This is a genomic window from Streptomyces hebeiensis, from assembly GCF_052983195.1.
Genome location: NZ_CM129812.1, coordinates 1,450,430 through 1,474,427 on the forward strand (window position 1 = coordinate 1,450,430; position 23,998 = coordinate 1,474,427).

The 23,998-nt window shown below is 71.5% G+C and carries 23 protein-coding genes; 8 read left to right on the forward strand and 15 right to left on the reverse strand.

The window, feature by feature from the left end; genetic code table 11:
- Nucleotides 1-43 precede the first annotated feature (43 nt).
- The 10 genes from ACU6P3_RS06265 to ACU6P3_RS06310 form a co-directional block, all read right to left on the reverse strand.
- Complete coding sequence (locus tag ACU6P3_RS06265) at nucleotides 44-2,260, reverse strand: P-loop NTPase family protein (protein ID WP_447196259.1); 2,217 nt, start codon at nucleotides 2,258-2,260, stop codon at nucleotides 44-46.
- A 91-nt stretch (nucleotides 2,261-2,351) separates the two neighbouring features.
- Nucleotides 2,352-2,543: a hypothetical protein gene (locus ACU6P3_RS06270; RefSeq protein WP_447196260.1), complete on the reverse strand. Its 192-nt coding sequence runs from the start codon at nucleotides 2,541-2,543 to the stop codon at nucleotides 2,352-2,354.
- A 75-nt stretch (nucleotides 2,544-2,618) separates the two neighbouring features.
- The gene (locus ACU6P3_RS06275) at nucleotides 2,619-2,987 is read right to left on the reverse strand and encodes a DUF6251 family protein (protein WP_447196261.1); all 369 of its coding nucleotides are present in this window, start codon (nucleotides 2,985-2,987) and stop codon (nucleotides 2,619-2,621) included.
- A gap of 87 nt (nucleotides 2,988-3,074) precedes the next feature.
- On the reverse strand, nucleotides 3,075-3,251 hold the full coding sequence (locus tag ACU6P3_RS06280) for a hypothetical protein (RefSeq protein WP_447196262.1): 177 nt from the start codon (nucleotides 3,249-3,251) through the stop codon (nucleotides 3,075-3,077).
- 97 nt (nucleotides 3,252-3,348) lie between these two features.
- Complete coding sequence (locus tag ACU6P3_RS06285; RefSeq protein WP_447196263.1) at nucleotides 3,349-3,738, reverse strand: RRQRL motif-containing zinc-binding protein; 390 nt, start codon at nucleotides 3,736-3,738, stop codon at nucleotides 3,349-3,351.
- Nucleotides 3,735-4,601 carry a protein spdB gene (locus ACU6P3_RS06290; RefSeq protein ID WP_514414740.1) on the reverse strand — a complete coding sequence of 289 codons (867 nt, stop codon included), beginning with the start codon at nucleotides 4,599-4,601 and terminating at the stop codon, nucleotides 3,735-3,737. Before ACU6P3_RS06290 ends, ACU6P3_RS06285 begins: the two co-directional genes overlap by 4 nt.
- A complete protein-coding gene (locus ACU6P3_RS06295; RefSeq protein ID WP_447196264.1) occupies nucleotides 4,598-4,780 on the reverse strand; it encodes a hypothetical protein in 183 nt (60 codons plus the stop codon). The genes ACU6P3_RS06290 and ACU6P3_RS06295 overlap by 4 nt, the downstream gene beginning before the upstream one ends.
- Nucleotides 4,777-5,232 carry a Pycsar system effector family protein gene (locus ACU6P3_RS06300; RefSeq protein WP_447196265.1) on the reverse strand — a complete coding sequence of 152 codons (456 nt, stop codon included), beginning with the start codon at nucleotides 5,230-5,232 and terminating at the stop codon, nucleotides 4,777-4,779. The genes ACU6P3_RS06295 and ACU6P3_RS06300 overlap by 4 nt, the downstream gene beginning before the upstream one ends.
- A complete protein-coding gene (locus ACU6P3_RS06305; RefSeq protein WP_447196266.1) occupies nucleotides 5,229-5,501 on the reverse strand; it encodes a DUF6284 family protein in 273 nt (90 codons plus the stop codon). Before ACU6P3_RS06305 ends, ACU6P3_RS06300 begins: the two co-directional genes overlap by 4 nt.
- Nucleotides 5,502-5,626: 125 nt before the next feature.
- On the reverse strand, nucleotides 5,627-5,812 hold the full coding sequence (locus ACU6P3_RS06310; protein WP_447196267.1) for a hypothetical protein: 186 nt from the start codon (nucleotides 5,810-5,812) through the stop codon (nucleotides 5,627-5,629).
- Between the two features lie 541 nt (nucleotides 5,813-6,353).
- Between ACU6P3_RS06310 and ACU6P3_RS06315 the strand changes: the two genes are divergently transcribed.
- The 3 genes from ACU6P3_RS06315 (at nucleotide 6,354) to ACU6P3_RS06325 (ending at nucleotide 9,300) form a co-directional block, all read left to right on the forward strand.
- A complete protein-coding gene (locus tag ACU6P3_RS06315) occupies nucleotides 6,354-7,124 on the forward strand; it encodes a GntR family transcriptional regulator (protein WP_447196268.1) in 771 nt (256 codons plus the stop codon).
- Complete coding sequence (locus ACU6P3_RS06320; protein ID WP_447196269.1) at nucleotides 7,117-7,680, forward strand: GNAT family N-acetyltransferase; 564 nt, start codon at nucleotides 7,117-7,119, stop codon at nucleotides 7,678-7,680. The genes ACU6P3_RS06315 and ACU6P3_RS06320 overlap by 8 nt, the downstream gene beginning before the upstream one ends.
- Before the next feature lie 492 nt (nucleotides 7,681-8,172).
- The gene (locus ACU6P3_RS06325) at nucleotides 8,173-9,300 is read left to right on the forward strand and encodes a lytic polysaccharide monooxygenase auxiliary activity family 9 protein (RefSeq protein ID WP_447196270.1); all 1,128 of its coding nucleotides are present in this window, start codon (nucleotides 8,173-8,175) and stop codon (nucleotides 9,298-9,300) included.
- A gap of 93 nt (nucleotides 9,301-9,393) precedes the next feature.
- On the opposite strand, the gene ACU6P3_RS06330 is transcribed toward ACU6P3_RS06325, so the two are convergent.
- From ACU6P3_RS06330 to ACU6P3_RS06345, 4 genes are all read right to left on the reverse strand, one after another.
- Nucleotides 9,394-10,344 (reverse strand): esterase/lipase family protein, encoded by a 951-nt coding sequence (locus tag ACU6P3_RS06330; protein WP_447196271.1) that lies wholly within the window; start codon nucleotides 10,342-10,344, stop codon nucleotides 9,394-9,396.
- 144 nt (nucleotides 10,345-10,488) lie between these two features.
- The gene (locus ACU6P3_RS06335) at nucleotides 10,489-11,514 is read right to left on the reverse strand and encodes a DNA polymerase Y family protein (RefSeq protein ID WP_447197788.1); all 1,026 of its coding nucleotides are present in this window, start codon (nucleotides 11,512-11,514) and stop codon (nucleotides 10,489-10,491) included.
- Entirely contained in the window at nucleotides 11,511-15,248 is a 3,738-nt protein-coding gene (locus ACU6P3_RS06340; RefSeq protein ID WP_447196272.1) for a DNA polymerase III subunit alpha, read from the reverse strand. Before ACU6P3_RS06340 ends, ACU6P3_RS06335 begins: the two co-directional genes overlap by 4 nt.
- 134 nt (nucleotides 15,249-15,382) lie before the next feature.
- Nucleotides 15,383-16,855, reverse strand: a complete 1,473-nt coding sequence (locus tag ACU6P3_RS06345; RefSeq protein WP_447196273.1) for a CitMHS family transporter — start codon at nucleotides 16,853-16,855, stop codon at nucleotides 15,383-15,385.
- 144 nt (nucleotides 16,856-16,999) lie between these two features.
- Between ACU6P3_RS06345 and ACU6P3_RS06350 the strand changes: the two genes are divergently transcribed.
- From ACU6P3_RS06350 to ACU6P3_RS06360, 3 genes are all read left to right on the forward strand, one after another.
- Entirely contained in the window at nucleotides 17,000-17,938 is a 939-nt protein-coding gene (locus ACU6P3_RS06350) for a LysR family transcriptional regulator (protein ID WP_447196274.1), read from the forward strand.
- Between the two features lie 99 nt (nucleotides 17,939-18,037).
- On the forward strand, nucleotides 18,038-19,348 hold the full coding sequence (locus ACU6P3_RS06355) for a CaiB/BaiF CoA transferase family protein (RefSeq protein ID WP_447196275.1): 1,311 nt from the start codon (nucleotides 18,038-18,040) through the stop codon (nucleotides 19,346-19,348).
- A complete protein-coding gene (locus ACU6P3_RS06360) occupies nucleotides 19,338-20,381 on the forward strand; it encodes an HpcH/HpaI aldolase/citrate lyase family protein (protein ID WP_447196276.1) in 1,044 nt (347 codons plus the stop codon). Before ACU6P3_RS06355 ends, ACU6P3_RS06360 begins: the two co-directional genes overlap by 11 nt.
- Before the next feature lie 115 nt (nucleotides 20,382-20,496).
- Here the strand turns inward: ACU6P3_RS06360 and ACU6P3_RS06365 are convergent, their stop codons facing one another.
- The gene (locus ACU6P3_RS06365; protein ID WP_447196277.1) at nucleotides 20,497-21,579 is read right to left on the reverse strand and encodes a S1 family peptidase; all 1,083 of its coding nucleotides are present in this window, start codon (nucleotides 21,577-21,579) and stop codon (nucleotides 20,497-20,499) included.
- 469 nt (nucleotides 21,580-22,048) lie between these two features.
- Between ACU6P3_RS06365 and ACU6P3_RS06370 the strand changes: the two genes are divergently transcribed.
- Both ACU6P3_RS06370 and ACU6P3_RS06375 read left to right on the forward strand, forming a co-directional pair.
- Complete coding sequence (locus ACU6P3_RS06370; protein ID WP_447196278.1) at nucleotides 22,049-22,915, forward strand: alpha/beta fold hydrolase; 867 nt, start codon at nucleotides 22,049-22,051, stop codon at nucleotides 22,913-22,915.
- Between the two features lie 135 nt (nucleotides 22,916-23,050).
- The gene (locus ACU6P3_RS06375; RefSeq protein WP_447196279.1) at nucleotides 23,051-23,980 is read left to right on the forward strand and encodes a hypothetical protein; all 930 of its coding nucleotides are present in this window, start codon (nucleotides 23,051-23,053) and stop codon (nucleotides 23,978-23,980) included.
- Nucleotides 23,981-23,998: the final 18 nt, after the last annotated feature.

Here is a 23,998-nt window from a genome sequence, read left to right on the forward strand (position 1 = left end):
CCCGCTACTTCGGGGGTCGGGGTAGCGGGGGTGGGGAGGGGGTTCAGGCGGTGGCGTTGGTAGAGGGGGAGGGGTCTACCGCCCGCGCGGCCAAGAGCAGTTCTTCGGGCACGGCCGCCTCCAGGTCGGCGCGGCGGTAGCCGGCGAGGTTCTTGCCCTTGATGTTGATCTGCTTGGTGGTCCGCTTGACGCCGGCCGCGTCGAGTTCGGCGGCGAGCTTGTCAAGGTCCCAGTCCCCGTAGCGGTCTTCGTCGGCGTTGACGAGACGGTTGAGGAGATCGACGGAGTGCATCCGGTCGGAGTGCCGCATGACGTCGAGGACGTCGGAGAGGACCGGGGCGATGGTGACACCGGCCCGTCCGGCGCCGGCCGCGATGTCCCCTGCCGCGTCTCCGCTGATCTGCCCGACCGCTTCGCGCAGCGCCCGGCCTTTGAGCGCGAGCGCGTTGAACTCGCTGGTGGTGAGCAGATCGTTCTTCACGGTGGCGTAGGAGGCCGGGCCGGTCACCAGGACGGTCACGCCCTTGTGCTCCTCCGACAGCAGCGAGGCGTCCGCGCCCATGGCGGCCTTCCCCGACCCGAGCACCATGTCACTGCTGGTCTTGTCGGTGACCTGAGTGCAGCACCGGATGGTGATGATCTCCCGGAGCTTGGTCGGCACGCTCTTGGCGTCGGGACGCTGGGAGGCGTAGTTGGAGATGAACCCGGCCGCCGGGCCGCGCCGGGCGATGCGTCCGAGGTCGTCCACGACCGCTTCACGGTCCTTGTCGTCCATCGCCAGGAATGCCTCTTGCAGCTCATCAACGGTCAGGAAGATGAACGGCATCCGGTACTTCTCGATGATCTGCGGGGTGAGCTTGCCTTCCGGGCAGATCGACGTGGGCAGGCCCCGGAACAGGGCGAAGCGCCGTTCCATCTCTTCGAGGAGTTCGGCGAGCATGTTCTTGAACGCCTCGATCGCGTCCTCTTCCGCTCCGAGGACGAGGCGGTGGGCGACGTGGCGCATGCCCATCCAGTCTTGCCCGCCCTTGAAGTCGGCCACGTAGTGCCGCACCCACGGATCCAGCAGGCCGGCCGCTGTCATCAGCCGCTGCGTGAACGTCTTGCCCCGCCGGGGCAGCCCGCCGAAGAACATCGACTGCCAGACCACGGGCACGCTCACGCGGTTACCGCGCGCGTCCTGCCCGAAGGGGACCGCGTCCCAGATCGAGAACTTCTCCAACGACGCGAGCGGCGACGGAGTGGGGTCGGCCAGGTAGGGGTCATCGTCCGCGACCCACATGGACACCCGGCCGGCGTTACCGCCCTTGGCCGCGCGGACGCGGGACATGATGACCTGGATCTCATCCACGCCCAGCTCTTGCGCGATGACCTCGCGTTTGGCGAGCACGTCGGAGGCGGTCTTGCCGCCGCCCCGGGGCATGTCGAAGATGACGGCCCAGCCACGGCCGTCCCGGACCGGGCCCATCGTGCACGACACGCGCGGCGCGTCCTTGTCCCCGTCCTTGCCGCTCACCGTTTTCAGGAGCCCGGCGGCGCGAAGCGCGTCGTTGAGCTGGGCGGCGGACATGTCCACCCGGATCGGCGGGGCGCCCTGGTCGAGGAGGTGGGTTTCCTTGCCGCGTCCGAGGTAGGCGAGCGGGACGGTTACCGCGGTTGCCATCCCGGTCTGCATGAGCGGGTCGGCCAGCGCGAATCCGACGCCGGCGGCGGCGACCGCGACGGCTGCCGCACCGAACCGCCACCGGCGCGAGCGGGTGCGTTCCGCGTGCGCGGCCTGGAGACGGGTCGCCAGCTCGACATCCTCGGGGCGCAGCTTGGACTGTGCGGCCAGCGCGCGGACGGCCGCTGTGTGGTCGGCGGCCGACAGGGCCGGCCACAGGCCGGCACCGGCCCGGTAGAAGCCACGCGCGGCCAGCAACACGGTCTTGAACAGGTACTTCGGGGTGCGGAAGGCGTGGAACCGGGCGTGCCACCACGTGAGGCGGCACAGCGCGCCCGCGTTCGCCTTGACCGAGGTGGTGGAGCGGGCCCACGCGGGCAGGACCGGCGCGTCCGGGACGGTCAGCCAGTCCGCAAGCGGGTTGTCGGGCCGGTCGACCGCCTCCACCACCGCCCCGCCGTCCGGCGCGGCCTCGGAGTCGTCGGGGGCGACGTCCGGCTTGTTCAGGGTTACCGGCTCACCCGTCCGGGCGGCACGGTGTTCGTCCAGGTCGTGAACGCTGCCCATCGCGGGAGCGTCCGCCGTCGAATCGGTCATGATGGGTGTCTCCTGTCCCGCCCATGTGGGCGGTCGGGTTGGGCCCGGGGCGGCCGGTCGCTTGGCCGTGGACGGCCGCCCCGGGGCATGGTCACTTGCCGCGCTTCGCGGTCTTCTCGGCGCGCTTGGCGTCCTCGCGCTTCGTGGCCTTCTCCGCGATCCGGTCGAGCTTGCGCATCTGGCGCGTGGTCAGCTCCCCGCCCCGCAACGCGGCGACCAGGGAGATGCCGAGCACGCGGGCGGCCTCGGTGTGGTTGATGTCGTCGTAGTCGCTGATCCGCACGGCGTTGTCTCCGTCCCGGGCCGGACTGTCCGGCTCCCCTCACCGCCCGTACGGGACGGGCGGATCGGGCAACCGTCAGCGCCGACGGGCCTTGGAGAGTGCCTTGGCGGCGTTCTTGCCGTCCGCGCCGCCGACCGTGCGGACGACGGTGACGAGTCCCCACGCGGTCGCGACGACGACGAGGGCGACCACAGCGAGCGAGACGGCCATGGACGTGATCGCAGCAACGAGCATCGGGCCGAAGTACACGGACGCGCCGACCGCTCCGGCGCCGACACCGGCACCGAGCGCGACGCGCTGCGTCGTCCGGTCCGGCGGGGCCTGATGGATGTGCTGATGAACGATCTGCGGTTGCTGCTGAATGGCGGGCAGGTGCGCGGGGTCGACGTAGACATGCCGCCCGTCCGGGAGTTGCACCACAGCCTGTGTCTGGGCAGGGTCCATCGTGGTCCTTCCTGGGTGGGAGAGGTGCGGGCCGTGCCCCGGCCGGGAGTCGAACCCGGCCTGCGACCATCGGGGCGGTATGCGGGCTTACCGGGGGTCGTACGTCGTGGTCTCGGTCCGCCCGTCGGACCAGGTGGTGGTCTCGGTGACCGTGCCGTCACCGTTTCGGGTGATGGTGGTGGTGCTCTCGGGGACGATGCCGTGGTCCCGCAGGTCCTGCGCGGTGGTCATACGGCCGTTGTTGAAACCGAAGATCAGGCCCATGATTTGTCCTTTTCGGAGATGAAAGGGTTGTTGGTGCGTGCCCCGGGCCGGAGTCGATCCGGCGCCCTCACGGCAGGTGGCCGGGGCGGGTGAACGCTCAGGCGGCGCGCTGGTCTGCCGCTTCGTGGCAGGCCACGCACATGCCGAGCGAGGTGGGGATGACGTATCCGGCGTCGCGCCCGCAGTGCGGGCAGGTGCGCCGTGCGGCCATGGCCCGGCCGAGTGCCGCCGCGCGGCGCGCGGTCATCGGGCGGACGGGCAGGGCCCGGTCGATCCGGTACAGGTACGCGTACCGGACCGGCGGCCGGCCGGGCCGCTGGTAGCGGCGCGAGTGCCACAGGAGTTGCGCGGCGATGGGCTGGCCGCCGGGCCGGAGCCCGGCGGCACGGAGCTGCCGGCGCGTCGCGTAGCCGTCCGGCGCCATGCGGAACGGGAACGTGGGCAGACCAAATCGGGACCCGTCCGGGTCGTAGAACCGGCCGCTCATGCCACGCGCTTCCATGCGGCCCGCAGGCGGACCTCGGATGCGGAGTGCCCGGCGGCGCGGAACCGGCCGGCCATCTCCCGGTAGGACAGGGCGGGGGTACGGCTGTGACGGATCTGGTCGACCAGCGCGTCAAGCTCAGCATCGCTGAGGGCGGGGGCCGTCTCCAGCGCGAGCGCGGGAACGGGGTCGACCGGGCCCCAGAGGGGGAGTTCCCAGCGAGGTGTGACGCCGGGTGTGACGGGGGTCGTCACGCTGGTCAGAGCCCTGCCGGTCTCCCTTCCCTCCCGTGCCGCTTCCAGTGTCGACCACGCCCCGGAGAGCGTTTCGGCGGTGGCGGCCTGTACGCGTGCGACGCGCGCTCCGGCCTGCGTCACGGCCGTCAACCGGGTCTCCTCCGTGGCGGCTTCCGCCCTCAGCCGGGCCCGCGCCACGGCCGCCTCGTCCCGCGCCTCCTGCTGAATGGACTGGATCGATTCCAGGGCCTCATCCGTGAGCGCGGTCCGCTCCCACAGCCCGTGGACCAGCCACAGAGCCTTGGCCGCGACGGGCAGCCACGCGACGGCCAGCCACGCGCCCGCGTTCGTCTCGGCGGTGAGCGCGTGCGCCACCAGGACGCCTGTCGCCACCATGCCGAATCCCCAGCCGACGGCGGTCACCGCGCGGCTGTGGTCGCCCTGTGCGGCGAGACGACGTTCGTAGGCCAGCGTGGCCAGCCATCCCCCATCGATCCCCAGACCAACCACCACGGCCACCGGCCGAGGCATCGCCGTGCCCAGCCACATGACGACCACGGCCAGCGTGAGCACCATCGACACGACGGTCATCGCGACGGCCGGCAGCACCGTCTTCACGCTGCGGTTCACCGCTCGCCCCCCTCCACCGTGACGATCAGGCTCGCGATGACGACTTGCGCACGGCCCACCAGGAAGGCCAGGTCGTGCTCCGTCACAGTGGCCCAGTCGATGCCCTTCATGTCGGAGAGCAGCCGACGGGCACCCTCCACACAGTGCAGGTCCGTGCTGGTCAGCGGGCGGGTACTCATACCGCACCCCCCACCGCGATCACAGCGGCCACGATCAGCAGCACACCGGCAGCCCGGGTCAGGTCGACCGCCCGACGCAGCGCGACGTACTTGGTGACAGCGAGGCGGGACAGGCCCGCGATGTCCTGTGCGCGGGTGTCCTCGGTCAGGGCGGCGGTGATTTCCTCGGCACTCTGCGTGGCCCACAGCGGGAACCCGAACGGCCGCCGGCCGCCCAGGTTCGGGCGGACCGCCCGCAGCAGCAGACCCGCCGAAGCCAGCAACAGCACCACGCCGAGCCCGCCGACCACGTACGCGGCCACCGGCAGACGCACGTCAGAGGCGACCGACCAGATACCGGCCAGCAGCGCACCGACGAACGCCAGCAGCAGGGCCGTTTTGTTGTCGGTCCGGGCAAGCTCGGCTTTCACCTCTGCATGAGCCGATGCGAGGTTCTTGTCGAGGGCGCTCACGCGGCACCCCCGGGCACGGCCGTCGTGGCGGCGGCGCGGTTCGAGAGCTCCCGGCGCGCGGCCAGCACCCGGCGGCGGGCCCGGCGGATCCGCCGCGCGTCCAACTCCGTCGGCGTGCGGTCCATGACCGTGATCTGCGCGTCCAGCAGGTCGACATCCGCCAGAATGACGGGCATCTCCACCTCGATCGCGTCCAGCTCCGCATCCGTCGGCTCACGCCACGGAGCGAACGCCGTAACAGCGTCCTGAACAGTAACGATGTGTTCCATGAGTCGTGTACTCCCTAGAAGGTGGAACGGCTCGAACAGCGGCCCCGGTGGTGATGCACCGGGGCCGCGCGCCGTTCGTAGGTGGTGGTGCCGGGGACGGGGTAGGACGTGCGCCAGGCTGGTGGTCAGTCGTCCAGGTCGATGCCGGTCGACAGGAAGCTCCACTCACGGCCGCGCTTCTCGACGGCTTTCCGGATCTCCTTGCGCTCAGCCTCGCCGCGCGCCTCGATCTCACGAAGGCGGCGCTGGAAGGTCGCATCGTCGAGAGGGGTGGCGCTCGTGGTGTTTCCCTTGCGGTTGAACAGGCCCATAGCGGGCCTCCCTTCCTGGATGGGTGAAGCCGACGCGACTCCCTGCGCTCCCGTCCGTACGTCCACACGCGGAGCGCGGAACGGACGGGCGGGAGAGGCAGCCGGCCGCAGCATCAGCGCTGCGGAACCGAAGAAGGACCGGGAGGGTTGCCCAGCGCCGCCGGCCGGTCGTCGCGGCGGCGCTCAAAGTCTTCGTCGGTGCACTGGGGTCCCTCTCGGGTGAGATCAACAGGGGTGAAGCACTGCAAGGGGGACCTTGTCCCCACTCTCCGGCCGTTGCTCGCGGTCGCCGGGCCACCTCGCCAGTCGGGCCGAAGCCCATTGCGTCCTACCTGGCCTTTAGCGGGATTGCAGCGTCCCCGCCCTCTGCTTATGAGCAGCCCAAAGAAGGGCCCCCTCAAGACATAGCTACGTACATGACACCCCGTACGGCTTGTCTGGAGGAGTGCCTTGGCAAGAGGATGCCCGGGTGCGGGTTGGAGAGTCAAGCCCCCTGGACTACCTTGTCTGGAGGAGTTCAATCGGGAGGCAGGAGGGCGCCATGCGACGCGGCATGACGAAGGCTCAGGAAATCGCGGCTGATCTGCGAGAACAGATCGAGTCGGGCGACCTGGAGGGAGGCGCGGCTCTACCGAGTGAGGCAGAGATGATGCGCTCCTATGGGTACAGCCGAGAGACCATCCGCGCCGGCGTGCGCATGCTGGTTGATGAGGGGCTCGTCGTCACCGGTCAGGGGCAAGGCAAATACGTCCGGCAGGACTTCGAGCGCGTCGTCTGGAACTGGTCGACGCTGGAAAGTCGCAGTCGTCACGCGACCGCAGTTGAGGGGAAGACCGCCGGTGACCAGTGGGCCAGCGCGGTTGCCGGTGACGGGAAGGCGCCCCGGCAGGAGATCAGTGTCTCCATCGTTGAGCCCCCGCAGCACGTACGAGAGTCGCTTGACCTGCCGGAAGGTGGCCTAGCTGTCATGCGTCAGCGCGTGCGGTACGTCGACAGTCGGCCGTACGCACTGGCCGACTCGTACTTTCCGCCGGACCTGGTCAACGGCACTCCTCTGATGGAGCCGCGCGACGTATCCGCGCCCGGAGGGGTGCTCGCCTCGGTCGGGCTCATCCAGGTCAAGTATCGAGACGAGATCACGGTACGCATGCCAACGCATACGGAGGCGCAGCGTCTCGCCCTGCCGGCGGCCACACCCGTCGCGGAGCACACCCGGACTGGTTACGACGCGGACGGGAAACCGTTGCGTTGTATGGTCACGATCCTCCCCGGAGATAGGCACAAGATTCTTTATGAGGTCGACAGTGACTGAGTTCCTGCGTCCAGCGGCAGGTGATGACGTCCCCGCGTTGATGAAGCTGCGGACCGAAGCTGAGCAGTGGCTCCACTCCAAGGGAACCGATCAGTGGAGTGATCCTGAAACCGGCGCACGCGCCATCGGTAAGTGGCATCAAGCGATCGATGAAGGGCGTGCATGGGTGGTTGAGGACTCCGCGCGATCGATCCTCGCGACAGTGAGTCGGGGCCCTGTCGATCGCGACTTCTGGACGGATGAGGACCGGCCCGAATCCGCGCTCTACCTGTACAAGCTGATCGTTTCGCGAGCGGCGGCGGGCCGGAAGCTCGGAGCGCGGATCGTTGACTGGACGTCCCGGGTGGCGGCCGTCGAGGGGCGAACCTGGGTGCGCATCGACACGTGGCGCTCCAACACCGACCTACACGCCTATTACGAGCGCATCGGCTTCAAGCACGTACGGACCGAGAGCCCGGATCACCGGCGGTCCGGGTGGCTCGCCCAACGGCCGGTCGACGCGCTCGCGCACCCCGATGACCTACTGCGGGTCGGCTCCCCAGAGGTAGGGCGGTAGTCGCCCCGGGGCCGTCTCTGGGCCGTCCAAGGGTGGCCCGAGAGGACTGACAACGACCAACAACGACCGGCACGGCGCCCGCGCGGGAAAGCGCGGGCGCCGTCGTATTCGCTGCTGAACTGTGGAACCGCACGGGGAGCCAGCAGAGGCCCGGGGGAGAGCCAATCAGGGGGCCACCGCCAGCGACACAAGGCGTACGCCCCCGGACGGTCACGGACGGTCGGGCCCTCGGCACGCAGGTCGCGCGGGCCCTCTCCGCACCTCTTCCTGAGGCCCCTCTTAGCCCTGCCTTAAACGCGCCATAAGGATCGCCTCCACCCCCTCCCAACAGGCGATTCACACGGTCCGGACGGGCTAGGTTGCTGACGCCGGGGCGGCCCGGCGGCGGGGAGGTCGCCTGCCGCTCCGGCGGATTCGTCGATGCCGCCTCGCGCCGCTCACCCCCCACACCCTCACATCCCCCCACACCGCTCCCGAAGGAGAAACCGTTCCATGACCGCTCGCCGCACGGCCGCCGGGATTCTCGCCCTCGGCCTCGCTCCGGTCGCGCTGACCGGGCTCGCCGCCACACCCGCCGCCGCTCATGGGTCGATGACGGACCCGGTCAGCCGGGTCGCCGCCTGTTTCGCCGAGGGTCCGGAGAGCCCGAAGTCGGACGCCTGCAAGGCCGCCGTCGCGGCCAGTGGTACCCAGGCGTTCTACGACTGGAACGAGGTCAACATCCCCAACGCCGCAGGCAACCACCGGCAGTTGATCCCGGACGGCAAGCTGTGCAGCGCGGGCCGGGACAAGTACAAGGGCCTCGACCTGGCCCGCGCCGACTGGCCGTCGTCCCCGATGTCCCCGGGCAACCGCACCTTCCGCTACAAGGCCACCGCCCCGCACAAGGGCTCCTTCGAGTTGTACGTCACCAAGGACGGCTACGACCCGGCCAAGCCGCTGAAGTGGTCGGACCTGGAGGAGAAGCCCTTCCTCAAGGTCACCGATCCCACACTGGAGAACGGCGCCTACGTGTTCACCGGCGCCGTACCGAACAAGTCCGGCCGCCATCTCATCTACTCCGTCTGGCAGCGTTCCGACAGCCCGGAAGCCTTCTACACCTGCTCCGACGTCGTGTTCGGCCAGGACAACGGCGGTACGGCGGGCAGCGGCGGCACGGCGGGTGCGGGCGGTGCGGCGGACGGCGCGGCGGAGGCGGAAGCTCCGGCCGCGGCAGCGCCCACGGACCGGGAGATCGCCGACGGGGCCGGCAAGTCCACCGTCGAACACAACGGCCAGGGCGATCTCGGGCACGCCGGGTCGCACGGAGCCGACGGGGCCGAGTCCGACGAGAACGCGAAGAAGGCGGAGGACGCCTCCCCCGCGCGGGCCGAGGCCGGGACGGAGCCGAGGTCCGAGGCGAAGACCGACGCGCCGGAGACGTCCTCGGACGATCCCTCCGCCAACGCACCCGCCCCGCAACAGGCCGCCGGCTCCGCGGAGAACCTCGCCGAGACCGGTGCCACAGGCACCACTCCCTACCTGGCGATCGGTGGCGCCGCCGCCCTCGCCCTCGGCGCCGCCGTGACGTTCGGGACCGTACGCCGCAAGACGGCCGTCACCGGCCGGCACGGTCGCTGACCCTCGTCCGGGCCGCGCGGGAGGACCTGATGCGGCTGCCGCCGGGGGGCGGCAGCCGCATCGTCCATTCATTTCGTCTCGCCTCGCCCCGTCTCAGCCGATCACCGACCCGCACGTGGTCGGCGTCGCCCGCGCCGGGTCCAGCGCGTTGGCCACCTCGTGGAACGCGATCCTGTCGAGCAGCCCGATCGCCGCGTGCTCCGACACGTCCGCCGGGCACAGGTCCTGGATCAGGACGTTGCGCACGTCGGGCCCGGTCAGGAACTGCGACCGGTACGGGGTCACCACCTCGTCGTACCGTGTGGCGATGACGGTGTAGCGCACCCCGGGGACCGTGTCACCGCCCGCGTTGAGCTTGGTCAGGAAGGGCGAGCCGACCACCTGATCGGTGAGCGCGGGCGTCTTCTCGTTCAGCAGGTCCGCCACGCCGGGGAAGTACCTCAACAGCTTCGTCAGCCCGAGCAGGGTGGTGCCGTGGTTGCTCGGGGCGATGCCGACCAGCGCGTTCACCTTCGCCGCACCGCCCAGGAATTTCAGGTAGTAACGCGGCATCATGCCGCCCTGGGAGTGGCCGACGAGATCGGCCTTGGCGGCACCGGTGGCCGCGAGCACCTTGTCGACGAACGTGGCGAGCTGGGCCGCCGAGGCGTCGATGGGGCCGAGGCCGTACGTCAGCGGTACGCCCGGGAGTTGGCCGTGGTCGAGCGAGAAGACGCAGTAACCGCGGTTCACCAGGTACGGGGCGAGGCCGAGCCAGTTGTCGACGGAGTTGGCGAACGTGCCGTGGACGAGGACGACGGGCCGCGGATGGGCGGCGGAGGGCTTGCAGGAGTAGTCGTTCCAACCGCTGTCGGGCGCCGCCGCGGAAGCGGTGGCCGAAGCAGCGGTGACCGAAGCGGGGAGGGGGACAGAGGCGGGGGCGGAGACAGAGGCGGGGGCGGGGGTGGCGGGAGTGGGGGGCGCGGCCACGGCTGGGGTGACCGTCACCGTGAGGGTCAGCAGCAGCGCGGCCATGGGTCCGAGCGCGCGTTTCCAGGGCAGCATTCAGCGATCTCCTTGCGGCTCAAGGGAAATGGCGATGTCTGTCAGCCCTGTGGCCCGGACCACATCTCAGCTGTGCTCTTGTCGAGTTACGCACGAGTAAGGTCGGAAAGGAAGTTACGCGTCAGTAAAAACAGGCGTCCGCGCTCAGTGGTCGCCGCGGTCGCCCCGGTCGCCCTCCGGCCGGGGCAGCGACCCCGGCATGACCGCCCGGGGCCCGAACCGCGCCCGCGCCCGGTCCGCCACCGCCTCGATCCGGCGCGCCCGGTCGTCCACCGGGTCGAACGTCAGCTGCCGCGTGGCGCGTTCGGCCGGCATCAGCCCCTCCGCCCGTACGGACAGCCCACGTACCCGGGCCCGTTGCAGCCCGAGCTCCCCGTGGATCCGGCGGACGGCGTCCGCGAGCGCCGCCGAGTGCGCGGTCGGCTCGCGCAGCACCCGGGTACGGACGGTCGTGGTCCGGTCCGCGTACCGCACGGTGAGCGTCAGGGACCGGCACACCTGCCCCGTACCGCGCATCCGCACGCCCAGTTCCCCGGCGATCGAGAGCAGTGCCCGCCCCTGGACGTCCTGGTCCAGTTCGTCGCGGCGGAAGGAGCGTTCGGCGGTGTACGAGCGGGTCGCCACCGTGTCGGCGGCCACCGCCGTACGGTCGATGCCGTGCGCCTTCTCGTACAGTTCGCGCCCCACGCGCACGCCGGTGATCCGCTGGAGCGTCGACAGTGGTACGGCGGCGGTCTTGCCGACGGTGTCGATCCCGTACGAGCGCAGCACGCGGGCCGTCGCCGCGCCGATGCCGGGCAGGGCGGCGACCGGCCGGGGGCCGAGGAATCCGCGTACCTCGCGCTCGTCGTCACCGACCACGAGCGTCGTCCCCGGCGCGGCCTGCCGCGCGGCCATCCGGGCCAGCATGGGGGTGGCGGCCACCCCGATCGTGCAGCCGGCGCCGAGGTGCGCGAGCACGCGTACCCGCAGCACGGCGGCGAGCCCGGCGGCGTCCTGCCCGAAGTACCGTTCCGCGCCGCGCACGTCGACGATCGCGGTGTCCGGTGGCAGTTCCTGGACGGCCGGGCTGATGTCCTGGGCCAGCGCGAGCAGATCGGACAGCCGGGCCCGCCCGGACCCGCCGCCGGCCGGCGTTTCCCCGGTGTGCAGCCGTACGCACAGGATCATCCCGCGCTCCCCGGGCTGGAGTGCCACAGCTTCCGGCCGGTCGGTACGCCCTCACCCGCCGGTCGGAGGTCGGCCCACGGGTTCATCTCGTAGCCCGTGGGCAGGTGGATGCGCCGTCCGTCGGCTCCCCGCGCCGGGCCCCGGGACCCCTCGGCATCAGGACCACCGGAACCACCGGAACCGCCGGGGTCACCGGGGCCGTCGGCGGCCGCGGTCCCGGCGTCGCCGGGCTCCGTGTCCAGCGCCGCCGCGACCGCGTCCAGGCCGCCCCTCTCCCGCAGTTCCACCAGCTCCGCCAGGTTCCAGACCGCCTCGCCCACCACGCTCAGGCTCCGCGGTCCCCGTCGCTGCACCACGCCGCGCACCAGCAGCAGCCAGGAGTGGAAGACGGTGTGCGCGCACCGCTCGTGGCTGTCGTCGAAGAAGGCGAGGTCGACCAGGCCCGTACCGTCGTCCAGCGTGGTGAAGACGACCCGTCTGCCGGAGCGGATCGGTGGCGTCTGGGTCGCCGCCTTGGCGCCCGCCACCAGGACGGTCCTGCCGTGCGGCACCTCCCGCAGCCGTCTGGCCGACGTCACCCCGAGCTCCTTCAGGAACGTCTCGTGATCGTCCATCAGATGGCGTGAGGCGTCCATGCCGAGCACGCCCAGCTCCGCGCTGAGCCGTTCGGCGTCCCCCAGGTCGGGCAGCCCGGCGGGGGCGGTGCGCCCGCCCCCGACCAGCGGGAGCTGGTCCCCGTACGCGCCCGCCCGCCGCTGCGCTCCGTGCAGCTCGGACAGGTGCAGCAGCAGATCGCGCCGGTTGGCGCCGAACCGGTCCAACGCGCCCACCTGCGCCAGCCGTTCGGCGACCGGCCGGGAGGGCCGGGCCCGCTGCCAGAAGTCCAGCAGCGAGGAGTAGGGCTGCCCGGCCTCGATCCGCGCGGCCTCCGCCTCGCTGATGCCGTGGACGTCGGCGAGCGCCAGCCGCAGCCCCCACACGCCGTCACCGGACGCCCCGTCACCGGACACACCACTGTCACCAGACATCAGTTCGATTCTATGGGCGACCGCCGACCGGTTCACGTCCAGCGGCAGCACCGGCACCCCCCGCCGCCGCGCGTCCGCCAACAGCAACCGCTTCGGGTACATCCCCGGATCATGGGTGAGCAGCCCGGCGTAGAAGGCCGCCGGGTAATGGGCCTTGAGCCAGGCCGACTGGTAGGTCGGCACGGCGAACGCGACCGCGTGCGCCTTGCAGAAGCCGTACGAGCCGAACGCCTCGATGATCTCCCAGGTACGGGCGGTGACCTCGGCCGTGTATCCCCTCTGCCGCGTCCGCTGTTCGAACCAGGCCCGGATCCGGGCCTGCGACTCCGGCTCGGACAGCCCGCGGCGCACCGTGTCCGCCTCCTCCCGGCCGCAGCCGGTCATGATGTCCAGCATCTGGATGACCTGCTCGTGGAAGACGACCACGCCGTAGGTCTCGCGCAGCGGTTCAGCCAGGTCGGGGTGGGGGTAGCGGACGGCCGCCCGGCCGTGCCTGGCCGCGATGAACGGCCGCACCATGTCGGCCGCGACCGGCCCGGGGCGGAACAGCGAGATGTCGACCACCAGGTCGTGGAACGTGGCGGGCTGGAGCCTGCCGACCAGGTCGCGCTGGCCCGGCGACTCGATCTGGAAGCAGCCCAGGGTCTCGGCGGAGCGGATCAGCCCGTACGTCGCCGGGTCGCCCTCCGGCACCCGCCGCGGGTCGTCGATGTCCACCCGCTCCCCCGTGGTCCGCGCGATCTCCCCGACGGCGTGCGCCATCGCCGACTGCATCCGGACGCCCAGCACATCGAGTTTGAGCAGCCCCAGGTCCTCGACGTCCTCCTTGTCGAACTGCGCCATGGGGAAGCTCTCGCCGCTGGTCGGCACCACCGGGGTCCGGCGCAGCAGCGAGTCGTCCGAGAGCAGCACCCCGCACGGATGCATGGCGATCCCGCGCGGCAGCGCGTCCAGCGCCTCCACCAGATCCCACAGCCGGCCGTGTCTCTCCTGCTGTCCGGCCACCTCGCGCAGTTCCGGCAGCTCCGCCATCGCGGCCCGGGCGTCCCGGGCGCGGATGTGCGGGAAGGACTTGGCGATCCGGTCGATCTCGGCCGGGTCCATGGACAGGGCCGCGCCCACGTCCCGTACGGCGTGGCGCACCCGGTAGGTCTCGGGCATGGCGACCGCCGCGACCCGCTCGGGGCCGAAGCGGCCGAGGATCGCGCGGTAGACCTCCAGCCGGCGCGCGGACTCGACGTCGATGTCGATGTCGGGGAGCCCGGGGCGGCGGGTGGAGAGGAACCGTTCCATCAGCAGCCCGTGGGCGACCGGGTCGGCGTGGGTGATCCCCAGCAGGTGGTTGACCAGGGAGCCGGCGCCGGAGCCGCGCGCGGCGACCCGGATGCCCATCCCCTTGATGTCGTCGACGACCTGGGCGACGGTGAGGAAGTACGAGGCGAAGCCGAGCCGGTCGATCGTGCGCAGCTCGTCGTCCATCCGCGCCCAGTAGTCCCGGCTGTCCGGCCGCCGGTCGTAGCCGCGCAGCACCATCCCGGCGGCGCAGCGCGAGCGCAGCACCCGCTCGGCGCCCCGGCGGTCCGCGCCGACCAGACGGGGCTCGGGGAAGTGGACGGTGCCCAGCCCGAGGTCGTCCTCGGGGTCGACCAGACAGCTCGCGGCGGTCTCCTCGGTCAGGGCCAGCAGCCGGTGCGCCGTGTCCCGGCGGAACCCGGCGGCCTCGGCGACCAGCTCCGCCGCACGGGCCATCGAGGCCGGGTCCTTCAGCCAGCGCTCCCCGCTGTCCAGGCCCCTGCGCGGGTCGACGGGGACCAGCCGGCGGGCGGCGTCGAGGACATCGGCGACCGGGCCCTGGCCGGGGTCGGCGTAGCGCACGGCGTTGCTGAGCACGGCCCGGACGCCCTGGTCCAGGGCGAAGCCGAGGGTGCGGGCGGCCTGGCGCAGCGAGCCGGGACCCGTGCCCGTACGCCCGTGGTGCACGACCTCCAGGCGCAGCGCGTCACCGTGGATCTCGCGCCAGGGGACGAGCAGCCGGGCGGCCCGGTCGGGGCGGCCGGCCGCGAGGGCCCGGCCGATCTCGGAGTCGGGGCCGAGCAGGACGAGAAGTCCGGGGCCGTGGTTGTCGCGCCAGGGCAGCAGGGGGGTGGTGGGCCGGTGGGCGGCGTGGTGGCCGGTGGGATGGGCGGCCGGGTGGGCTCCGGCGCCGTCCGCGCCTTCGCGGCCGCCCGGGGCGCCCGCTCCCGTTTCCCGCACCGCGCCGCCCGCACCGTGTGCCGCGCCGCCCAGGTCGTACGCGCCCGCCGGACCGGGCGCGCCCATCGGGTCATGCGCGCCCGCCGCGTGCGCGGTGGAGACGAGCCTGCACAGCTGTGCCCAGCCCGCCGCGCCGTCCTGGGCGAGGAAGACCGCGCGGGGAGCGGACTCGTCGAGGAACGCCCCACCGCGCACGGGCGTGCGGCGGCGCTGGTTCGGCCGTTCCGTACGTGCCCGTTCGCCCACCGCCAGCTCCACCCCGAAGAGCGGTCGCACCCCGGCCCCGGCACATGCCTTGGCGAAGCGGACCGCGCCGGCGAGGGTGTCGCGGTCGGTCAGAGCGAGGGCGTCCATGCCCCGCTCGGCGGCGCGCTCGGCCAGCCGCTCCGGGTGGGAGGCCCCGTAGCGCAGGGAGAATCCGGAGACGGTGCGCAGATGCGTGAATCCGGACATCCGCACCTCCTGACCTGATCAGCCTTGTCCCACCTCCCCGCTTCTCCACCATAAACCAATCTTCGAACGTTCGTACGAAAGGCAAGGGGCGCCGGAATCGGCCTCCGATGTGTAAGGGCGGGAGCTGAACGGGATCAGAGCGGGATCGCTCCCGTGAGCAGCGCGGTGGCGGTCATCACGAGCGTCGTCCCGAACGCCCAGCGGAAGATGAACCTCTGGTGCTCGCCGAGCTGCACCCCGGTCATCCCCACGAGGATGAAGGTGGCGGCGGTGAGCGGGCTCAGCGGGAACCCCGTGGTCATCTGCCCGAGGACGGCCGCGCGGGCGACCTCGGCGTGCTCGGTGCCGAAGGCGTTGGCCGTCTCGGAGAGGACGGGCAGGATGCCGAAGTAGTAGGCGTCCGGGGTGAAGACGAGGCTCAGCGGCATACCGGTCACCGCGACGACGGCCGGGAGGTGCCCGCCGAGGGAGTCGGGGATGACGCCCACCATCGCCTCGGCCATCTCCCCGATCATCCCGGTCCCGGTGAGGACACCGGTGAACACGCCCGCCGCGAAGATCATGGTGGTGACGAGCACGACGTTGTTGCCGTGCCTCTCCAGCAGGGCCTGCTGGTCCTCCCAGCGGGGACGGTTGACGAGCAGCGCGACGACGAAGGCGACCACGAAGAGCACGGGCAGCGGCATGGCCTCCAGCACCAGGCAGGTCAGCAGGGTGAGGGTGAGCAGCAGGTTGAAGACGGTCAGCGCGGTGCGGGGGCGCGCGATGACCAGGGGCGTACCGGGACCGTTGCCGGGGGCCGCCCCGTTCCGGACGGTCACCCCGTGCTCGGCCGCCGTACCGCCCTTGACCGCCGTACGGGCCTCTGCCGCCGAACCGTCCCCGACCGCCGTCGCATCCCCGGCCGCCGAACCGTCCCCGACCGCCGTCGCATCCCCGGCCGCCGTACCGTCCCGGGCCGCCGAACCGTCGCCTCCGCCCGGCACCTCGAGGGCGCCGAGCCGGCGGCGCTCCCGGAGCCCGATGAGGTACGAGGCGAGCAGCACCCACGCGATCCCGGCGGCTATCGAGGGCAGCAGCGGAGTGATGATGTCCGACGTCTCCAGCTTGAGCGCGGCGGCCGCCCGCGCGGTCGGCCCGCCCCAGGGCACCAGGTTCATCACGCCCGCGCCGAGGCAGATGATCCCGGCGAGCACGAGCCTGCTCATCCCGATGCGACGGTAGACGGGGAGCAGCGCGGAGACGGTGATGAGGAAGGTGGAGGCACCGTCGCCGTCGAGCGCGACACACATGGTGAGCACGGCCGTGCCGACCGCGATCCGTACCGGATCCCCCTTGGCGACCCGCAGGATCGCCCGGATCAGCGGTTCGAACAGCCCCGCCTCGATCATCAGACTGAAGTAGAGCACCGCGAAGGCGATCATGATGCCGGTGGGAGCGACCTTGGTCAGCCCCTCCAGCGCCATCGGGCCTGTCTCGGCCGCGTGTCCGCCGACCAGCGCGGCGATCACCGGCGTCAGGACGAGCGCCACCAGCACGGACGCCCGCCTGGTCATGGTGAGCAGCAGGAAGCCGCCGATCGTGCAGAACCCCAGTGCCGCCAGCATCGTCGCCCGCTTCCTCGTCCCATCGGGTGTTGCCGACGAGTGTCAGAGCCGTGAAAGATCCGCGTCCAGCATCGAACACGGATCTGTCCATGCGTTTCGCGCAACAGTTCCGCCCGGGCGCGTTCGCCCCTACGCTCGCCGTCCATGGACGTCACCCTGCGCCAGCTCGCCGCGTACTCCGCGGTCGCCCGCGCCGCGAGCTTCACGGCCGCCGCCACCGAACTGCATGTCTCCCAGTCCTCGCTGAGCCGCGCGGTCGCCGATCTGGAACGCAACCTCGGCCTGCGGCTGCTGGAACGCGACACCCGGAACGTCCAGCTCACCCCGGCCGGTACGGAAGCGCTGCGGATAGCCGATCAGATCCTGGCCGCGCACCGCACGGGGCTCGCCCAGCTCGGGCGCTACGCGGCGGGCGAGCGGGGCTCGATCGCGCTGGCGACGCTGCCCTCGGTGGCGGCCGTGCTGCTGCCGCCGGTGATCTCCGCCTTCCGCGCGGGGCGGCCCGAGGTGAGCGTGCGCATCCTGGACGGGCTGGAACGCGCCGTGCTGGCACGGGTGGTGGACGGGGACGCCGACTTCGCGGTGAGCACGGCGGTCCGCCGCACCCCGGGAACGACGCTGCGGCCACTGGTCCGGGACCGTTTCGACGCCGTGCTCCCGGAGGGCCATCCCCTCGCCGAGCGGTCCGAGGTGTCCTGGCGGGAGATGGGGCAGGAGCCTTTCCTGGCGGTGGGTACGGACTCCAGCGTGCGCCGGCTGACCGACGCCGCCTTCGACCGGGCGGGCGTGGCGGCGGCTCCGGCGGCGGAGGCGGGCAGTGTGGCCACGGTCGGTGGGCTGGTGGCCGCGGGCCTGGGAGTGTCCGCGATGCCGGCCCTGGTCCACCCTCTGGTGGCGCCGGGGAAGCTGGTACGGCGCCCCCTGGTGAATCCGGTGGTGGAGCGGCGACTGTACGTGGTCCTGCCGACCCGGCGCGCGATACCGCCCGGCGCCCAGCGGTTCCTGGAACGGTTGGAGGAGTTCCGGGACGCGGGTCACGCTCTTCCGGAAGGGGCGGTGTGGGAGGACGGGGGCAGCGACTGAGGCAAGTCCGACGACACCGGCGACTGTTGCGGAATTCGCATGAATTGATCCCTCTTCATTGCTGGCCCCGCATACGGATCGGCCGTCAGCCTGAACCGTATGGACGGTAACGACGGCACGGACGACGTGGGCGGGGCGTACGGCATGAACGGCTTCAGCGGCACGGGCGGCACGGGCCATGCGCCTGGCAGGGGCGGTGCGGGCGATCGTGGTGACGCGCGGCAGGGACAGCTGACAGGTCTGAAGGTGGTGGAGTTCGCCCACGTCGTGGCCGGCCCGCTCGCCGGATCGATGCTCGCCGACCAGGGGGCCGACGTCGTGCACGTGGAGCCGCCGGGCGCGGGGGACGCCGCCCGTGCCATGGGCCCCCGGCGGGACGGAATCCCGCTCTGGTTCAAGGTGGCGGGCCGCAACAAGCGCTCCGTCACGCTCGACCTGCACCACGAGGAGGGCCGGGAGATCGCCCGTTCCCTGATCGCCTGGGCGGATGTGGTGATCGTGACGCTGCGGGCCGGGCGGCTGCGCGCGTGGGGCCTGGACTGGGAATCCGTGCACGCCGTCAATCCGAAAGCGGTCCTGCTGCAGATATCCGGCTTCGGCGCCACCTCCTCGCGCGCGGACGCGCCCGGGTTCGGGAAGATGGGCGAGGCCCGCAGCGGGGTGGTCCATCTGACGGGCTTCCCGGACGGGCCGCCCGTGCACACCGGCTTCTCCCACGGCGACGCGGTCACCGGCCTGATGGGCGCGTACGCGATCCTCGCCGCGCTGCACCGGCGTTCCACCGACCCCGACTTCGACGGCGAGTGGATCGACCTGGCCCTGTTCGAGCCACTGTTCCGGCTGGTGGAGTGGCAGGTCATCGCGTACGACCAGCTCGGCACGGCACCCGGGCGGGCCGGCAACCAGCTGGCCGTGGCGCCGGCGGCCGTCATCAACACCTACCGCAGCAAGGACGGCGACTGGCTGACAGTCACCTCGGCCACGCTCAGGTCCGTGACGAACGTGGTCCGGCTGCTGGGCCTGCCCGAGGAGGAGTTCGCGACCACCGAGCAGCAGCACCGGGGCCGGGACCAGCTCGACGAGGGGCTGCGCGCCTGGGTCGCGGAACGCACGGCGGAGGCGTGTCTGGCGGAGTTCGAACGCGCGGAGGTCGTGGCCTCCCGGGTCTTCACGGCCGCGGACATCGCGGCCGACCCGGTCTACGCCGAACGCGAGGACATCGTCACCGTCGACGACCCGGACCTCGGCCCGGTGCGGATGCAGGCCGTGATCCCGCACTTCCGCCGTGCCCCGGGTGCTGTGTGGCGGACCGGCCCCGCGCTGGGCGCGGACAACGACCTGGTCTACGGGCAGTGGCTCGGCATCGACGACGAGCGGCGCACGGAACTGGAGGAGCGGGGTGTCATCTGAGCGCGAGGCCGCGGGGGTGCGGTCGGAGCGGGGCCGAGGATCCTCCGGGCCCGGCCGGGTCCCGCTCCGGTCCCTGCTCTTCGTCCCCGGGAACCGTACCGGCTGGCTGCCCAAGGCCGAGGCGGCCGGCGCCGACGCGGCCATCCTCGACCTGGAGGACGCGGTGCCCGACACCGGCAAGGCGGCGGCACGCGACGCCGTGGCCCGGGCCGTCGACGAGGCCGCCGCCGCGCGCGGTCCCATGCGCTTGTTCGTACGCATCAACCCGTTCGACCCCACGGCGGGCTGGGCGAGCGCGGACGAACTGCGTGCCGTGGCCCGCCCGGGGCTCCACGGCGTGGTGCTGCCCAAGGTGTGCTCCGCCGACGACATACGTCTCGCGGACCGGCTGCTGAGCTGGTGCGAGCGCGAACACGGACTGCCGGACGGGCACTTCGTCCTCGTACCGCTCCTGGAGACGGCCCGGGGGCTGCGCGAGGCCTACGCCATCGGCCGGGCCGCCGCCCGGGTCGCCCACCTGGGCGCGCTGACCGCCCCGGGCGGGGACGTCGAACGGGCGATCGGCTATCGCTGGAGCCCCGAGGGCACCGAAACCCGTGAGCTGCGCGCCCGCGTGCTGCTGGACGCCCGCGCGGCGGGCTGCCCCCACCCGGTGGCCGGACTGTGGGCGGACGTCGCCGACCTCGCGGGACTGCGCCGCTTCGCCGGACAGAACCGCGACATGGGCTACGAGGGCATGGCGGTGATCCACCCCTCTCACGTACCGGTGGTCAACGAGGTGTTCACCCCCGGCGACGACGAACTCGCGCGGTACGAACGCCTGATCACGGCGGTGGACGAGGCGCAGGCCCGGGGCGAGGGCGCGGTGCTCTTCGAGGGGCGCATGGTCGACGAGGCGATGGCGGCGACGGCACGCCGCGTCCTCGCGCGGTCCGGCCGGGGCCCCACGGGCCGGGACGCCGGCCCGGGGACGGGGACGGACACGGGCGCGGGCACAGGGTCGGGCGCGGGCGCGGAAGCCCCGCGGCCCTGAGACCCGTACGGCCGACGGCCACCGGACGGCGAGAGTCCCGGCCCACCACCAGGTGGGCCGGGACTCTCCTTTCCGCTTTCCCTTTTCCTTGACTCAGCGGGTCGTCAGCGGGGCGTCAGCCGATCTCGGCCCCGACCGCGTCGAGCGCCGCCGGCACCGGCTGGAAGAACGTCTCACCGCCCGACGAGCAGTCACCGCTGCCGCCCGAGGTCAGCCCGAGCGCGGTGTCGCCGTCGAACAGCGAGCCGCCGCTGTCGCCCGGCTCGGCGCAGACCGTGGTCTGGATGAGCCCGTCGACGACGTCACCGCCGCCGTAGTTGACGGTGGCGTCGAGTCCGGTGACCTCGCCGTCGTGGACCTGCGTGGTGGAACCGCTACGGGTCACCTGCTGGCCGACCGTCGCCTCACCGGCCTGGGCGATCTCCTGGGTGGTGCCGTCGTAGAGGTTGACCTCGCTCGGGTGGTCGACCCCGGAGGCGTACTTGACCAGACCGTAGTCGGTACCCGGGAAGGCGGACTCCTCCGTGGTGCCGATCGTCCCGCCCTGCGCGTCGGACCAGGACTGGATGGACTCCGTGCAGTGTCCGGCGGTCAGGAAGTACGGCTCGCCGCCCTTGACCACGTTGAAGCCGAGGGAGCAGCGACCGCCGCCGCCCGTGATGGCGTCACCGCCGGCGGCGAAGCGCTTGAACTCACCGGCGGTCTTCTTGAGTTCGGCCCGGTCGCCGAGTCCGTCGACCACACCGCTGAGCTTCGTCCACGCCGCGCCCTTGACCGTACGGTCGGCCGTGACGACGACCTTGTTGGTCACCGGGTCGACGGACCACGCGGTGCCCGGGATGGTCGCCTTGTCGGTGAGGGTCTGCCGGGCGTTCTTCAGGTCGGCGAGGGAGTTCGCGACGATTCTGGCCTTGCCGCCCGACTCGCGCACGGTCTGAGCCGCCTGCTCGGTGAGGACGTTCACCACGAGCGCCTTGGACTCGGCGTCATAGTACGAACCGCCCGTGTCGCCGCCGAGCTTCTTGTCGAGGGTGGATGCGAGGTTTCCGGCCGCCGACGCCGTGAGGGACTTCACCTCGAACTGAGGCTGCCCCTCACTCGCGTTCGCAGTCTGGAAGGTGACGCCCGCGGCGACGAGCGCCACCACGGCGCCGCCCGCTATCGTCACGCGCTTCGTGGACACTTTCCGGTGCTGCAAGGTTCGAACCTCCTGTGGGGGGAGCCGTTCCGGGCCATGTGGGGTGGTCCGGAACGGTGATGGAGCCGCCCACTTTTCCTTGACCCGCCAGTAACACACAAGGTCGACTTCAAGACGAGTGAGTGACAGGCACATGACAGGTCTGAACAGCGAGCTCACGGCACCATATCGGAAAAGTTCCGCTTCGCGAACACCTCGTGCGACTGCGATCCCGGCAGTGAGTAAGGACTAGACCTGTCTTGAAACAATCTGTCGAGATTTCAGCGAAGAGAAGATTCCACCCCCTCCGCCGTCGCCCCAGATACAGGACAATCGACGTGAACCGGGCGGTTATGCCGGTGATTCCAGCCGGTGCCGGACGCTGACGGGTTATCGGTGCCCTGGCAGGGAATGCACGGACACGGTGCCGGTACGGGAATCGGACGGGGACCACCACACGCACGGCAGGGCGGACGAAAGGGGCTGGGGGGTGCGACGTCGGGTGCGCGCGGCGGACGGGCGGCATCTGATGGTGGAGCGGCTGGGGGACCCACGCGGCAGACCCGTCTTCCTGATGCACGGCACGCCGGGCAGCAGGCTGGGCCCCGCCCCGCGGGGGATGGTGCTGTACCAACGGGGAATGCAGCTGATCGCCTACGACCGGCCGGGGTACGGCGGTTCGGACCGGCTGCCGGGCCGCAGTGTGGGCGACGTGGTCCAGGACGTCACGACGATCGCCGACGCGCTCGGCCTGGAGCGCTTCGCCGTAGCGGGCCGCTCCGGCGGCGCCCCGCACGCCCTGGCCTGCGCCGCGCTGCTGCCGGACCGGGTGACCCGGACGGCCGCGCTGGTCACACTGGCGCCCCGGGACGCGGCGGGCCTGGACTGGTTCGAGGGCATGGCCGCCTCCAACGTCCGCGAGTACACCACCGCCTCCCGCGACCCGGACGGCGTGGCGGCCCGCCTCATCCCCCGTGCGGACGCGATCAGGAAGGACCCCGTACGCCTCCTGGACGACCTGCGCAGAGAACTGACCGACTCCGACCGCATGGTGGTCGCGGACGCGGGCGTACGGACGATGCTCCTGCGCAACTACCAGGAGGCGTTACGCGCGTCGGCGTACGGCTGGATCGACGACGCCCTGGCCTTCTGCAGCCCCTGGGGCTTCGACCCCGCCGACATCAAGGGCCCGGTCCTGCTGTGGCACGGCGAGAAGGACGTCTTCTCCCCGGTGGGCCACTCCCGCTGGCTGGCCGAACGCATCCCCCACGCGACAGCGGTCCTGGAACCGACGGCGGCCCACTTCGACGCGCTGCACGCGCTGCCGCGGATTCTGACGTGGCTGCTGGAGGACTGACGGAACCGGCTCCCTGTTCGTCGTGCCAGGTGTCGGGCGGTCGTCTGGTTTCGCATAATACGTAAACTCGCCTGAACGAGTGCTTTATTCGCCGCCAGCTGGTCGCACTTGTGTCGACGGTCCTACTTTCGGGCCATGGTCACTTCACACCACGAGGCCGCACACCGGATCTTTCAGGACCGGCCTGAATTACTCGTGCCTGTCTTCCGCGTCCTCGGCGTGCCGTTTGCCTCGAAGGCGGTGGTCGAGGTGCTCACCGCGGACGCCACGGAGATCCGGCCGCTGGAGCGCCGCGTGGACAGCGTCCTGCGGGTCGAGCCGTCCGACGGCAGCGGCAGCTTCCTGCTGGCCATCGAAGCACAAGGGCGCCGCGACCAGGCGAAAGAGGCGAGCTGGGCGTACTACCTGTCGTTCTTGACAGCGAAGTACGAGTGCCCGGCGCTCCTCCTCGTCGTCTGCCAGGACAAGGCCACCGCGCGCTGGGCGTCCGGGCCTTTCCTCATCGGTACGGAGGGGTGGACGGCCCTGTCCGTGCATCCGCTGGTCCTGGGGCCGGAGAACGTCCCCGTGATCACCGACCCCGAGGAGGCGGCCCGAAACCTGTCGATGGCGGCCTTCTCGGCCATGACGCATGGGCGCAGCGGGGAGGCTCCGGCCATACTGGAGGCATTGGCTCGTGCCCTCGGGACAGCCGACGCGGAGTCCGTCGCGTACTACTCGGAAATGCTGGAAATCGGCCTGGGAAAGACCCCGGCGAGAGAGATGTGGAGGAAAATCATGGGCGTTGGCTCCTACTTCCCCGGGCGCGGCACCCTCGTCGAGGAGAAATACCTGGAAGGCAAGGAAGACGGCAAGGCAGAAGGCAAGGCCGAGGGCAAGGCCGAGGGGGTGGTGCGCGTACTGGAGCACCGCGAGATCCCGGTACCCCCGAGCGTCCGCGACCGCGTCATGGGCTGCACCGACCTGAGCACTCTCGATCGCTGGCTGGACAGGGCCTTCTCCGTCACCGACGCCGAGCACCTCTTCCAGGGAGAGAAGGCGGAGGCGGACGGGACAAGCCACTGACGCGGTCCACAGCCGCCT